The organism is uncultured Kushneria sp. (assembly GCF_947497025.1).
Taxonomy (GTDB): Bacteria; Pseudomonadota; Gammaproteobacteria; order Pseudomonadales; family Halomonadaceae; genus Kushneria.
The window spans coordinates 258863-271492 of the sequence record NZ_CANMFC010000005.1 but is presented as its reverse complement, the minus strand read 5'-3'; the positions used below and the strand labels follow the sequence as shown (position 1 = coordinate 271492).

At 60.8% G+C, this 12630-nt stretch carries 14 protein-coding genes; 6 read left to right on the top strand and 8 right to left on the bottom strand.

Features of this window, described 5'->3' with window-relative positions:
* Window positions 1-69: 69 nt before the first annotated feature.
* The 5 genes from Q0931_RS11550 (at window position 70) to cynS (ending at window position 3476) form a co-directional block, all read left to right on the top strand.
* Complete coding sequence (locus Q0931_RS11550; RefSeq protein ID WP_299260433.1) at window positions 70-888, top strand: amidohydrolase family protein; 819 nt, start codon at window positions 70-72, stop codon at window positions 886-888.
* A 56-nt stretch (window positions 889-944) separates the two neighbouring features.
* Window positions 945-2024 carry an AbrB family transcriptional regulator gene (locus tag Q0931_RS11545; RefSeq protein WP_299260431.1) on the top strand — a complete coding sequence of 360 codons (1080 nt, stop codon included), beginning with the start codon at window positions 945-947 and terminating at the stop codon, window positions 2022-2024.
* Between the two features lie 63 nt (window positions 2025-2087).
* A complete protein-coding gene (locus Q0931_RS11540) occupies window positions 2088-2489 on the top strand; it encodes an NUDIX domain-containing protein (protein ID WP_299260428.1) in 402 nt (133 codons plus the stop codon).
* 1 nt (window position 2490) lies between these two features.
* Window positions 2491-2955 carry a hypothetical protein gene (locus Q0931_RS11535; protein WP_299260426.1) on the top strand — a complete coding sequence of 155 codons (465 nt, stop codon included), beginning with the start codon at window positions 2491-2493 and terminating at the stop codon, window positions 2953-2955.
* A gap of 77 nt (window positions 2956-3032) precedes the next feature.
* Entirely contained in the window at window positions 3033-3476 is a 444-nt protein-coding gene (gene cynS, locus Q0931_RS11530) for a cyanase (RefSeq protein WP_299260424.1), read from the top strand.
* Between the two features lie 40 nt (window positions 3477-3516).
* Here cynS and Q0931_RS11525 read toward each other — a convergent pair whose 3' ends face one another.
* The 5 genes from Q0931_RS11525 to Q0931_RS11505 all read right to left on the bottom strand — a co-directional run bounded on the left by Q0931_RS11525 (window position 3517) and on the right by Q0931_RS11505 (window position 8866).
* Window positions 3517-4455 carry a LysR substrate-binding domain-containing protein gene (locus tag Q0931_RS11525; protein ID WP_299260422.1) on the bottom strand — a complete coding sequence of 313 codons (939 nt, stop codon included), beginning with the start codon at window positions 4453-4455 and terminating at the stop codon, window positions 3517-3519.
* 67 nt (window positions 4456-4522) lie between these two features.
* On the bottom strand, window positions 4523-6547 hold the full coding sequence (locus Q0931_RS11520) for a CocE/NonD family hydrolase (RefSeq protein ID WP_299260420.1): 2025 nt from the start codon (window positions 6545-6547) through the stop codon (window positions 4523-4525).
* Complete coding sequence (locus tag Q0931_RS11515; RefSeq protein ID WP_299260418.1) at window positions 6547-7728, bottom strand: BCCT family transporter; 1182 nt, start codon at window positions 7726-7728, stop codon at window positions 6547-6549. The genes Q0931_RS11520 and Q0931_RS11515 overlap by 1 nt, the downstream gene beginning before the upstream one ends.
* On the bottom strand, window positions 7716-8204 hold the full coding sequence (locus tag Q0931_RS11510) for a BCCT family transporter (protein ID WP_299260416.1): 489 nt from the start codon (window positions 8202-8204) through the stop codon (window positions 7716-7718). The genes Q0931_RS11515 and Q0931_RS11510 overlap by 13 nt, the downstream gene beginning before the upstream one ends.
* A gap of 293 nt (window positions 8205-8497) precedes the next feature.
* Window positions 8498-8866, bottom strand: a complete 369-nt coding sequence (locus Q0931_RS11505; protein WP_299260414.1) for a diacylglycerol kinase — start codon at window positions 8864-8866, stop codon at window positions 8498-8500.
* Between the two features lie 213 nt (window positions 8867-9079).
* On the opposite strand from Q0931_RS11505, the gene Q0931_RS11500 reads away from it, so the two are divergent.
* Window positions 9080-9901: an MBL fold metallo-hydrolase gene (locus Q0931_RS11500; protein ID WP_299260412.1), complete on the top strand. Its 822-nt coding sequence runs from the start codon at window positions 9080-9082 to the stop codon at window positions 9899-9901.
* A 14-nt stretch (window positions 9902-9915) separates the two neighbouring features.
* On the opposite strand, the gene dacB is transcribed toward Q0931_RS11500, so the two are convergent.
* From dacB to Q0931_RS11485, 3 genes are all read right to left on the bottom strand, one after another.
* Window positions 9916-11403 carry a D-alanyl-D-alanine carboxypeptidase/D-alanyl-D-alanine-endopeptidase gene (gene dacB, locus Q0931_RS11495; RefSeq protein ID WP_299260410.1) on the bottom strand — a complete coding sequence of 496 codons (1488 nt, stop codon included), beginning with the start codon at window positions 11401-11403 and terminating at the stop codon, window positions 9916-9918.
* A 103-nt stretch (window positions 11404-11506) separates the two neighbouring features.
* Window positions 11507-11836, bottom strand: a complete 330-nt coding sequence (locus tag Q0931_RS11490; RefSeq protein WP_299260408.1) for a multidrug efflux SMR transporter — start codon at window positions 11834-11836, stop codon at window positions 11507-11509.
* 12 nt (window positions 11837-11848) lie between these two features.
* Entirely contained in the window at window positions 11849-12568 is a 720-nt protein-coding gene (locus Q0931_RS11485; RefSeq protein WP_299260406.1) for a methyltransferase domain-containing protein, read from the bottom strand.
* Between the last annotated feature and the right edge of the window lie 62 nt (window positions 12569-12630).

Here is a 12630-nt window from a genome sequence, read left to right as displayed (position 1 = left end):
ATGCTTGTCGTGTCTGCTCGAGACACGACATGCGCTGTCTCGTGATCGCTGGATGCTCAAGGAGTTGCCATGGCTGAGGTTATTCCCTTCACCGGATACTACCGACACGATCATCGTGAGCCGCACGGCTGCTTCGATGCCCACCTGCACATCATCGATCCTCGCTTTCTCCTGATCGACAATCAGGGTTATCGTCCGGCGCCCTTCACCATCGAGGATTATCAAAAGGCGACCCGTGGGCTTGATATCCGCGGCGGGGCCGTTGTCTCGGGCTCCTTTCAGGGCACGGATCAGGATTATCTGCTGGCGGCTCTTGAAGCGCTGGGCGGGGATTTCGTGGGGGTAACACAGCTGCCCGACGAGATCAGTGATGCCCGATTGCTCGAGCTGGATGAAGCCGGTGTACGGGCCATCCGGTTCAATCTCAAGCGCGGCATGGCCCCAGACATTGACGCCATGGCCCGACAGGCACAGCGCGTCTTCGATCTGGTCGGCTGGCACTGCGAAATCTACGCCGATGCCCGTGATCTCGCGCCACACCTGACGCTTTTGCGGACACTACCGTCCGTGGTCATCGATCATCTGGGGCTTTCTCGGGAAGGATTGCCGACCCTTCTGGCGCTGGTTGAGGCAGGCGCACACGTCAAGGCCACAAGCTTCGGGCGCGTCTCGCTGGATGTGCCGGCAACGCTTGCCGCCATTGCCGATATCAACCCGCACGCCCTGATGTTTGGTACTGACCTGCCGGGCACGCGTGCGCCTCGCCCCTTCAGGGAGGGCGATATCGAGCTTTTGCACAACACGCTGGGTGATACCAACGCCATGCTGGCCCTGCATGACAACGCCGCAGCCCTTTACAGGCCGCGCGGCAGTGACAGCGTGGCCTGATACCGTATTATCCCCTCTTCATCTCGTCTTTTGCCCGCTGCCGGAGCCTGACCACCTTGCTTGCCGATCGCCTGCCTACCTCTTCTCTTCTTCGCTGGATACTGCTGTTGAGCGCCTGTGCTTTGGCAAGCCTTTTACTTCAGCTGGTGCACATGCCGGCCGGTGCACTGATTGGCCCCATGGCGGTATCCGTCATCTTCGGCGTCATGATCGGCGGCCTGAAACTACCGCGGGTCCTGTTCAAGTCAGGCCAGGGGGTCATCGGGCTGCTGATTGCCCAGGCCATGACGCTGACCGTACTGTCCACCATCGCCGAGAGCTGGCCGGCCATGATGCTGGCCACCGTGGTCACGCTGGTACTGAGTACCGTGGTCGGCATTTTGCTGGTGCGCTATGGCGGGCTGCCCGGCACCACGGCCGCCTGGGGCACCACGCCCGGGGCAGCCGCAGCGATGGTCGCCATGTCAGAGCAGGCCAACGCCGATCCGCGCATTGTCGCCACCATGCAGTATGTACGCGTGATCTGCGTGATCATGGCCGGTGCCCTGGTCAGCCATTTTCTGGGCGTTGCGGAGACCGACCACACGACCTCTCATGGCATGACATGGGATCTTCACGGTCTGTTGTCGCTGTCGGTCTCGATCGCGCTGATAGCCGTGGGCATCTTCATCTGTGACCGCCTGCTGCCGGCCGGTGCGCTGCTGGGCCCGATGTTGCTGGGCACCGTGGTGCAGGTCTCCGGATTTATCGAGATCCAGCTGCCTCTGCCGCTGCTGGAAGCCGCCTATGCCTGCATCGGTATCTACGTGGGGCTGCGCTTTGATCGCCAGACCGTGCGCAGCGTCATGCATGCCTTCAAATGGATGCTGATGGCCTCGATGATGCTGATCGGTTTCTGCGCCCTTTCTGCGCTGATGCTGGTCCCCATGATGCACAGCGACTTTCTGACGCTGTATCTGGCGACCAGCCCCGGGGGGCTGGACTCGATGACCATCATTGCACTCGACACCCACGCCGATGTGGCGATCGTCGCTGCCCTGCAGGCGCTGCGACTGTTTACCGTGGTGCTCATCGGGCCCTCCATGGCGCGCTTTATCGCCCGCTTTGCCCGGGAACCCTCTGTGCATCCACACTAAGTCCTGATCACAACATCAGAGCCTGGTCCTGCTATCCATACAGATCTATTCGGAGTCACCGCGATGTCCATCATTCATGTTGTTGCCGGCTGCCTGCTCGATCAGGATCAACGGCTGCTGGTTGTCAGAAAACACGGAACCCGACACTTCATGCTGCCGGGCGGCAAACCCGAGCATGGCGAGACGCCTCTGGCCACGCTGGCCAGAGAGTGTCAGGAAGAGCTGGGCACCTCGCCGAAGGCAGATGAACTGGCCATGCTGGGGCGCTTTCGCACCCGGGCCGCCAACGAGCCCGACACTCATATCGACGCTGATATTTTTATCATCGAAGAGATGAAAAGCACGCCACAGGCCTGCGGTGAAATCGAGGAGATACGCTGGATGGCGCTCGATGACGAGACACTGACGCTGGCCCCTCTGCTCCACGACGAGGTACTGCCGGCCCTGCGTCAAAGGTTTGAGTAACATGACAGACGCTGACGCTTTCGACACCACCGAGCGACGCGCACCGCAGCGACGTGTGGCGCTCGCCCTGCTCAGCGCCCGCGATGAAGTGCTGCTGGTGCGTCAAACGCAACAGACCTGCTATAGTCTGCCCATGATGACCGTGACCGCGGACGCCGAGAATAATGCCCTGTCCCAGGCCGTAGCAGCGCTTCAAACCTTGCAATTGGCCGACAGCTTACAGGCAGTGGACAGCGCCTGGCTGGGTCGCTTTGCTGCACCGGATAACCACGGCCGGCTTGATATGCTGGAAGTCTACGTCGCCCGCCTGGGTGAGGCCCGGCTGAATGCGGATATCGACTTCGAACGTGCCTGGGCACCGCTGCTGTCACTACCGCCAGAAAACATGATTGACCCGGCCATCGAATTGCAGGTCATGCCGGCTCTGGCATCACTGGTCGATCCGGACGCCAGTCACCGGCGCTGAGCCATCACTGGCTCGTGTCGGTCCACGATGTTATCGCTGTAATGTAACCTTCCAATCACCAACAAGAGTGTCATGACATGGACAAGATCGAGATGCACCACACCCTGATGGCCGCCCGAGCACGTCAGAAGATGAGCTGGGACGATCTGGGCGAGGCCGTGGGCCGGTCTCCGGTCTGGGTGGCCTCCGTATGCTACGGCATGAACAGTGCCCCGCCTGATATCGCTCAAAAACTCGCAAGCGCCCTGGGCCTTGAAGATCAGGCACTCGTCGACGCCCTGAAGGCCTATCCGACCAAAACCTGGGATGGTGCTATCCCCCAGGACCCGCTGATTTACCGTCTTTATGAAGTGGTCGGTGTCTATGGACCGACACTCAAGGACGTTATTCAGGAGAAGTTCGGCGACGGCATCATGAGCGCCATCGACTTTTCGATGGACGTCGAGCGCGAGAAAGACCCAAAGGGCGATCGCGTCAAAATCACCATGAATGGCAAGTTCCTGCCCTACAGGAGCTGGTAGCTGCTCTCTGGTTCAGGCCGCGTCGATCGGCTCGACGCGGTCAGCGTTCAAAGGGCGAAAGCGTATCGGCGCTTTGTGACATCAGCCACTGCCTGAACAGCAGGGCCGCGCGCGTACTCCGAGACTGCCCGGGCGTTAACAGTGACAGTCGCCCGCGGCTTTCGATGCGGGTATCCAGTGCCTCCACCAGAAGCCCCTGTTGCAGCTCGTATTCCAGAAGGCGCGTCCAGCCAAGCGTTACGCCCTGACCGGCAAGCGTGGCATTCATCAAAAGCTGGTAGCTGTTGGCGGACAGGGTACGTGATGGCGTGCGCCACGCCTCCCCCAGTGTCTCGCACCAGCACTGCCAGGTCAGCCAATCATGGTAATGATCCTCGACCACCATCAGCACATGACGCTCAAGCAGTTCGATGACACTTTCCGGTTTGCCTTCACGGACCAGATAGGTCGGTGAGCACAGCACGGCAACCTGCTCCTGATCAAAAATCGTCTCTGCCGTCATCCCCACCGGATCGACCTCACCCTGTAGATGATAATAAATACCCAGATCACATTCGCCCGGTTCCAGCCGATTGGGATCCTCGATGATCAGCAAGCGAATGCTGATGTCCGGGCAGCGCACCTGAAAGTCGCTCAACTGCCGAGACAGCCAGAAAGAGGCAATGGTGGGTGACGAGGCGATGGTCAGACTATGCTCCGCCGGGCGGCGGCGAATGTCGGCGCTGGCCTCGCCCAGCTCGCGCAGGGTGCGCTGAACGACCCGATAATAGCGCTCGCCGACATCGGTCAGGACAAGCCCTGTCAGCTGCCGCTCAAAAAGAGGTTTGCCCAGATCGCTCTCCAGCCGCTGAATCTGACGGCTGACGGCGCTCTGGGTCAGAGCCAGCTCGTGACTTGCGCGGGTAATGCTGGCCAGACGCGCCGCCGCCTCAAAGGCGCGCAGACAGTTCAGAGGCGGCAACGCATGACGTGAAGACATGAAATAACGCTCGCGACACCGGGAGCCGACCAGCATAGCATGCTCGTCCCGGTGGGCAGGAGCCGGGTCAGATTGCCGTTCGCGGCAGCGTATGCGACCAGTGGCGATCACTGACGACCTGCTCGCCTTCACGCGCCACCTGCGAAGCACTCAGATAGAAATTCTCTTCATCACAGCGAAGCTGATAACGGCTTTCCACTGTCACCGAGAACTGCCCGTCCCCCTCATCGCGACTCGCCTTGTAGGTCCACGCGATATCGGCGCGGGTTTTCGTGGCATCCGCCGGATGGCTGGTATAGACCTCTCGCGCGCGCTGATCGACCCTGAGGCCGTGATCGAGAAAGCGCACGTCGCCCATGTCATCCTCCACGATCACGCTGACCTCACCGCTGCCCACATCCTCGCTGATGGTGCGTCTGGGCGCACCCGCGCGCAGGGTTTCCAGCCGGCAGGGCGTGGCCGCCTCGGGCGGTTCGAACGGCATGTCGACATGTGGGGCCCTGGAGACGGGCAGCGCCAGTCGCGGCGTCCCGGCCAGCAGGGTCAGATCCGAGCGTCTTTTCGGTGACCAGACCAGCGGAAAGCTGGCACTGGAGAGCGCCACACGCAGGCGATGACCCGGCGGCAGGCGATAACCGATCAGATCCATCGGCAGACGGATCGGCATGGGTTGACCCGGTACGGGCGGCTCGATCATGCCGGGATCATGACGCAGATTGAGATTGAGCGTGCCATAGGTGATCAGCGCGCTTTCGCCGTCGGGCGAAACGTCACACAACCGTACATTGAGCTGACCGCAGTCGGTGTCACTGGCCAGTGACACCTCAATGGTTGGCTGACCCAGAATCTCGACACCATCCTGCCATGGCGTCGAGTCAAAGATCAGCGCCAGCCCGTCATCGCGACGCTGATCAGGCGGGAAGTCAGCGCCATACCAGAGCCCGATGTACTCTCCCTGCAGCGACCCGGCCGTCAGCGGCGAGGTAATTCGGCGCGACTCACTCAGCTCGCCGTACGCGACCAGACCGTGGTCGCCCAGAATCAGCGTGGTCGTCTCGACCTCGTCTCCCGAGGCCGGCCAGCCATGGGTATGCACCCACTGCCCCGGGCGCACGTCATACTTCGGTGCCGGCGGCAAACCGTCCTGTAGATAAAAGGTGCATTCGGGTTCCTCCATGATGCCGGTGTCGATCTCCTTCAACCAGTAATCCCACCAGCGCAGCGCCTCCTGCAGAAAACCGATGGCCGGATCAGGAATCGCAAAGTGCGGATACTTGTGAATCCAGGGGCCCACCAGTGCCTTTTTGGGACAGGTGAGATGTTCCATCATGCGCGGGATCGCGTTCATGTAGGCATCGCCCCAGCCGCTGATGGCATAGACCGCCGCCGTGATATCACCGTAGCGTTCACACACCGAACCATGCTGCCAGTACGCGTCACGATGCTGGTGAGAAAGCCATGTTTCCGCCAGCAATGGCATGTTTTCAAGCCGATTGAGCCACATCTCGCGCCAGCGCTCTCCGACCAGCTGCGGGTCCGGCACGGCCGCCGAAAAACTCAGCATGGTCGCCGCCCAGCCGAGATTTTCAAGCAGCATGTTGCCGCCCTTGTAGTGGATATCATCGGCGTAACGATCATCCGTGGAGCACAGTGTGATGATCGCCTTGAGCGGCTCCGGTCGCAGCGCGGCCAGCTGCAGACTGTTAAAGCCCCCCCATGAAATGCCCATCATGCCAAGCCTGCCATTGCACCAGGGCTGGGCGGCAATCCAGTCGATGACCTCAAGTCCGTCGGCCTGCTCCTGTGGGGCATACTCATCCTGCATCAGCCCGTCGGATTCGCCGTTACCGCGCATATCGACCCGGACACAGGCGTAGCCATGCCCGGCAAGATACGGATGCGTCAGCTCATCTCGCACTGCCGTGCCATCACGCTTTCGGTACGGCAGATATTCCAGAATCGCCGGCACCGGATGCTGCTCGGCATCCTCCGGCAGCCAGAGACGCGCCGCCAGGCGGGTGCCATCGGCAAGCGTGATCCAGGCGTTGTCGATGTCGCGTACGCGATGGGGAAAGTCATCCCTGATCTGCATTATTTCACTACCCTGTCGGTCGTGGACGTCGAGTTGTCTATCGCCGCAGCGGAGGCCGTACTCTCGGCGCCGAGACTTTCCGAGAACTGATCGGCCACCCGTTCAAACAGGGGCGGCTCATTGATTCGTGGCGGGTCGCCAATCCAGCGCCAGATCGAGACGCTGGCCAGCAGAATCATCAGCATGGCCGGCAGACCGCCAAGGTTGGAGAGCATTTTCACGCCCTCGATGCCGACAAAGCTGGTCATGACCCAGGAGACGGTACCGATGACCATGCCCCAGACCACCTTCATGGGCAGGGAGCTGCCCATGTCGGAATCGGCTGTCAGTCCGCGGGTACACAGATTGCCGATGGCATCGGTATTGGAGTCGGCCGCCGTGACATAGGAGATGAAGGCAATAAAGAGCAAAAGTGGCACGGTGATGCCCGAAAGCGGCAGCTCGCCAAAGAAACTGTAAAGCACCTGCTCGATGCCACTGTCATTGAGAATGGCGTAAAGCTTCGAGTTCTCCGCCATGTCCAGGTGCAATGCACTGGTCGAGAAGATAATGATCCAGGCCATGGCACACAGCGACGGAAAGATCAGATTGATATTGAGAAACTCGCGCACCGTATAGCCGCGCGAAATGCGGCCCAGAAACAGCGAGGTGACCGGCGCCCAGGCAAACCACACCGCCCAGTAGAAGATGCTCCAGGACTGCGCCCAGCTGTCTTCGGCCGCCGTACCGGTGTAAAGGCTTTTCGAGACAAAATTATCCAGATAGGTTCCGATCGACTCTACCCCGAGCCCCAGCATGTAGAGCGTGGGTCCCGTAACCAATGTAAAAACGCCCACTACCAGCAAAAGCCAGGCATTGAGCGATGACAGCCTTGCAATGCCGCGCTGGAGGCCGGTCGCGGCCGAAATCACAAAGGTGGTCACAATCAGGGCCGTCACGATGCCCAGTTTCCAGGGGTTGGTCTCCCCCCCGATATAGCCGTTGAGCCCACCGGTGATGGTCAGCGTGCCGGTACCCAGCGATGACGCCATACCGGCCACCAGCGCATAAAGTGCCACGGCATCGATCAGCCCGCCGACCCGGCGCACGCGCGCGCGGCCAAAGAGCGGCTCAAAAAAGCTGGCGATCGAAAAACGCTGGCGGCGGTTATAAAACACCAGCGCAAAGATCAGGGCGGGCACACCAGCGCAAAGATCAGGGCGGGCACGGCATAAATGGCATACGGGGTAAACGTCCAGTGCAGGAACATGCTGGAGATGGCAAAGCGTGCGGCATCGGATGAGGCAGGTTCAATGCCGAGTCCCGGTGCGGGCCCGTGAAAATGATACAGCGGCTCGGAGGTGGTCCAGAAAAGGATGCCGACGGCCAGCGTGGTGCAAAGGGTAATCGAAAACCAGCGAAGCCTTGAGAGCAGTGGCGTGGCGCGCGCCCCACCAATGCGAATGCGCCCCAGCGGCGAGACATAGATGATGGCGCCCAGCACCAGCAGATAGAAGCTGCCCAGGCTGAAAAGCCATGAAAAATGGCCGAGGACGAAATCGTTGAGTGAACCGGCAACGCTGACAAAGCCATCCATGTTGATAAAGCTTGTGATGACGGCGGCCAGTAACACCAGAAACACGGGCCAGAAGACCCATGGTCGAATGGAGTGTGTCATAGCGGTTTACCCGTAATTTATCGTTATGTGTCCTGCATGACTCGGGTATTCCGGGGATATTGCCGTGCCATCGTCGTGGCGATATGGCACCCATGCCACACCGGAATACCCGGTCTATCCAAAGCCTTTGAGGGCGAGCTTGCAATCAACAAATAAACATAGGGGCATGATCTGACTGCATGACAGATGCTCTTCGGGCAGTAGCATTGACAAAAAAGGGCCCGAGGCGAGATACCTCGGGCCCTTTTGTTTAGAAGAGACAAACCTGAAAGGAAGAAGAAAAAAGTCGCCAATCAGACCAGGCGCACCACCAGCAGGCTGCCCCAGACCAGAAAGGCAAACAGGACACTGAGAAAAACGGCGGCCGACCCAAGGTCCTTGGCACGTCCGGAGAGTTCGTGATGCTCAACGCCAATGCGATCCACCACGGTCTCCACGGCAGAATTAAGCAGCTCCACTGCCATCACCAGCACAGCACTGCCTATCAATAAAAGCCACTCCAGCAGCGACTGTCCCAGCCAGAAGGTAGCCGGCAGCAACAATACGGTCACGATCAATTCCTGGCGAAAGGCCGCCTCATTGCACCAGGCCGCCGTCAGTCCTTTCCAGGAGTAGCGAGTGGAGTAAAATAGCCGCTTGATACCGGTATGCGCGGGCTTCATGCAGTGGTTTCCTGTCCATGGATCACAGGCATTGCAGGCAACCTGCCATCTTTAAGGGGAAGGAGGCATCCTACCAAAGCAGTGGACCAGGGGGCCACGACCAGGACACGCCCGCGCATCAAAAGATACTGTTCAAAACCTGTCGAATGTTATGGCGCTCCCGCCGCCTGAGCTGCCAGGCTGTGGAAAAGTCCATCAGGGAGCGACGTCACCATGACCGACAATCCATTGCACGACAAACATTTGCCGCTGACCTCCGTGAGCAGCGGCAAGGGATATGAAGCCCTGCCGGAGATATACTGTTATCCGGTCCAGATCGTGAATGTCTATCTGGTGGGGGCTTCAGCCGGAAGCGACTGGGTGCTCGTTGATGCCGGCATGCCCCGCTGTGAAGACGACATCATTCGTGAAGCCGCCGAACGGTTTGGTCAGGATGTTCCCCCGCGCGCCATTATCCTCACCCATGGCCACTTTGATCACGTGGGCGCCGTGGTGGAGCTGGCCGAGCACTGGGATGTCCCGGTCTACGCGCATGCCCTCGAACTGCCCTATCTCACCGGGCAGGCGCACTACCCTCCGCCCGATACCCATGCCGGCGGCGGCATCATCCCCTCACTGGCCGGCTTTTTCCCCCGTGAACCGGTTGATCTGGGTGAGCGCCTCCGGCCCCTGCCGGAAGATGGCAGCGTCCCCTTTCTTGGCGACTGGCGCTGGCTGCATACGCCAGGTCACGCGCCGGGACACGTCTCGCTGTTTCGCGACCGGGACCGCGCCCTGCTGGCCGGCGACGCCTTCGTCACCGTCAGGCAGGAGTCGCTTTATCAGGTGTTCACTCAACACCGTGAGATCAGCGGCCCGCCGCGCTATTTCACACCGGACTGGGAGGCGGCACGTCGCTCGGTCCAGGCACTGGCGGAGCTGACACCGGAAGTGGCCATGACCGGCCATGGCCGGGTCATGTCGGGAGAGTCATTGCGAAACGGACTGCGCCATCTGCTCGACAACTTCGAGGAACAGGCGATGCCCGACCATTGAGGTCGGACCCGGCCTCAATGGTGGGCAATCATGGCATCGATATCGCTGGCGACCGCCTCCAGGGTGGTCGTCCAGTTGATATAGGGCGTGGGAGCACGTCCATTGACCATGACCGTAAAGGCGCCCCAGCGGCCTGACTGCGTACGAAAATAACCTGCCACGGCGCGCACCGGCACCGGCTCATTGAGCGTGCCGGTCTTGATCATGACGCTCTGCTGAAAGCGCTCGCTGCCACGACGAATGAAGTTCATCGGCCCGTTGACGGGCGCCTGCATACCGGCCACAAACACCGGAAAGAGCGCCGGCTGGTGGTACATGTAATCAAGCAGCGCGGTAACGCCGCGGGCGCTGGTCTGGCTTTCCGGCGTCAGGCCGCTGCCGGAGCGCAGTTTGACCGGACCATGTCCGGGGATATCGTTGGCAAACGCATCCAGCGTCGACCCGGCACTCTGCAGGGTGGGTGTGCCGTTCACCAGATCCAGGGCCAGTACATCGGCCATGAAGTTGTTGGAGTAATTGAGCATGCGCAGCAGCTGCTCCTGCAGCGGCTTGCCCTCGACAGCGGACAGCACCTGCGTGTTATCGCCAGGGGGGGTCGAGGTGGCGGCAAAGCCCCCGGTCACCGCAATGCCGGCATCGTTCATGAGCGACTCAAGCGTCTTGAGTGTTTGCTCGGTCGGATCGGCACTGGAGCGATAGACATTGCTGGGCGCGCTGCCCAGCCGAATCTGCCCGGAGATCACCATGATGTCTTCGCCGTTGACGGTCGTTCGCTCGGCGCTGATGCCGGTATTGCCCTGGGCCACGGTCGTGACACGATTGTCGACCCTTGTCAGGGGCGTGGGCCCTGCGCAGTTGGTGACTCTCGCCGGTACGCCTTCGGCATCTCCCGGCATGACGCGCATGCACCAGGTGGCAAAATCGACTGCCGTGGAGGTAAGCTGGGCATCGAAGGCATGTCGGGTCCGTGTGCGGGCATCACAGCGATCCGTGGTCACGCAGGTCACCGGCCCGAAGCGCCACTGGCTGGCCAGCACGCGACCATCAATGCGACGGATGCCGCGGCTTGCCAATCCCTGTACCAGCAGCCAGTAGTCCTCGCTGGTCATGCCCGGGTCGCCGCCGCCATCGAGCATCAGGTCGCCCTTGAGCACGCCATCCACGATGGCGCCGCTGCTGCGAAGCTCGGTCGTAAAGCGCTTTTGCGGCCCCCACTGCTTTAGCGCCGCCGCCGCCGTGTAAAGCTTCGATACCGATGCCGGCGTCATCTGCTGATCGGGCGCAATGCTGCCTAGCGTCTCACCGCTGTCTAGAAGACGCGCCTGAGCCCCCACCACAAAGCCCTTTTCCGCCAGCGCCCCTGTCGCGGGGAAGCCCTCGGCACGGGCCTGCATGGCCAGGGTCAGCCCGGCCATCAGGATCAGGGGAGAAAACAGCAGGCAGGACAAAAGACGTAAGACAGCCGGACGATAAACGCCTACGGCAGTAAACCTTGCAGGCATGAAGGATTCCCTGTTCCATGGGCAGCTTGTTTAAGCCTCAGAGTAATGGGCATGCCTGTACCGTGGCAATGCGCGCCGCCGCGATCCACGATTTTTTACAGGCTTACTGGGCGCTCATTTTCGAAAAGCACTGCAGCACGACCACACCGGCAATGATCAGCGCCACGCCCAGCATGGCGGGCACGTCGGGACGTTCACCAAAGAGGGCCATGGCCACCAGCAGCGTCAGCACCATGCCGAGCCCCGCCCAGACGGCGTAGGCCACGCCCACTGGCATGGTTTTAAAGACCAGCGACAGCAGATAGAACGCCAGCCCGTAGCCCACAACCGTGATCAGGCTGGGGCCGAGCCGGCTAAAGGTCTCGGAGGCCTTGAGGGCGTTGGTGGCGATCACTTCAGCACAGATGGCCAGAATCAGGTAGAGCCAGGGCATGACATCCTCCTTTCAGATGGGGTGGGCAGGACGAACGGTCGCCGGCAGGGCTGGCACCCCCAGCGCACACTGGAGCCGCCACAGGGAATGTCCGCTGTCGAAGTACTTGTGTTCAAAGGCACTGATGAAATCGCTCTCCGGCGTCAGCGACAGTTTCTCGACGCCAGGCTTTTGCCCCGTGATTAGTGTTACGGCGCAGGCAAACTCTTCGACATAGATCTGCCAGTTACTGCGTAGCTCAAGTACCCCGCCCAGCGCCAGAACAACAGGAAAGACGGGATGGGCATGCCAGCGTCTTTTGAGCTGTGATGCCTTGGGATAAGGGTTGGGATAAAAGATGCAATGCCGGACCGGCTGCCAGCCGGCCAGATGCGCCAGCCGCCAGAAATCGACCAGATCGGCGCGCACCAGCAGGGCGTTGTCGGGAAAGGCGCCCAGTTCCCGAGAGTAATCGCGCGACAGGCGATCGGCGCTGCGATCGATGCCCAGAACGCAGGCGTGTGGATAATATCGGGCCAGCTGACGGGTCGAGCGGCCCGTGCCGCAGCCTGCATCCAGAATCAGCGGCCCGCCATGCGCCTGATAAAACCGCTGCGCCTTCTCAAAGGCCGTCCGGGTATGCTCGGCAATGGGCCGCTGCCAGTCATTATCGAGCGCACGCTGGACATGATGAGAGAGGTCGGGATGCAGGTCTGCCTGCGAGGAGTGTACCGGCGTGGAATTGGCGAACATGGCAACGTTTAACAATAATAATGGAACTTTATTGGCGCTGAATGGCGCCAATCCCTGACTCG

Excerpts from the sequence above, each read along its gene's own strand:
- Q0931_RS11550 (WP_299260433.1), top strand. The coding sequence starts at position 70 with ATGGCTGAGGTTATTCCCTTCACCGGATACTACCGACACGATCATCGT.
- Q0931_RS11540 (WP_299260428.1), top strand. The coding sequence starts at position 2,088 with ATGTCCATCATTCATGTTGTTGCCGGCTGCCTGCTCGATCAGGATCAA.
- Q0931_RS11535 (WP_299260426.1), top strand. The coding sequence starts at position 2,491 with ATGACAGACGCTGACGCTTTCGACACCACCGAGCGACGCGCACCGCAG.
- cynS (WP_299260424.1), top strand. The coding sequence starts at position 3,033 with ATGGACAAGATCGAGATGCACCACACCCTGATGGCCGCCCGAGCACGT.
- Q0931_RS11525 (WP_299260422.1), bottom strand. The coding sequence starts at position 4,455 with ATGTCTTCACGTCATGCGTTGCCGCCTCTGAACTGTCTGCGCGCCTTT.
- Q0931_RS11520 (WP_299260420.1), bottom strand. The coding sequence starts at position 6,547 with ATGCAGATCAGGGATGACTTTCCCCATCGCGTACGCGACATCGACAAC.
- Q0931_RS11510 (WP_299260416.1), bottom strand. The coding sequence starts at position 8,204 with ATGACACACTCCATTCGACCATGGGTCTTCTGGCCCGTGTTTCTGGTG.
- Q0931_RS11505 (WP_299260414.1), bottom strand. The coding sequence starts at position 8,866 with ATGAAGCCCGCGCATACCGGTATCAAGCGGCTATTTTACTCCACTCGC.
- Q0931_RS11500 (WP_299260412.1), top strand. The coding sequence starts at position 9,080 with ATGACCGACAATCCATTGCACGACAAACATTTGCCGCTGACCTCCGTG.
- dacB (WP_299260410.1), bottom strand. The coding sequence starts at position 11,403 with ATGCCTGCAAGGTTTACTGCCGTAGGCGTTTATCGTCCGGCTGTCTTA.
- Q0931_RS11490 (WP_299260408.1), bottom strand. The coding sequence starts at position 11,836 with ATGCCCTGGCTCTACCTGATTCTGGCCATCTGTGCTGAAGTGATCGCC.
- Q0931_RS11485 (WP_299260406.1), bottom strand. The coding sequence starts at position 12,568 with ATGTTCGCCAATTCCACGCCGGTACACTCCTCGCAGGCAGACCTGCAT.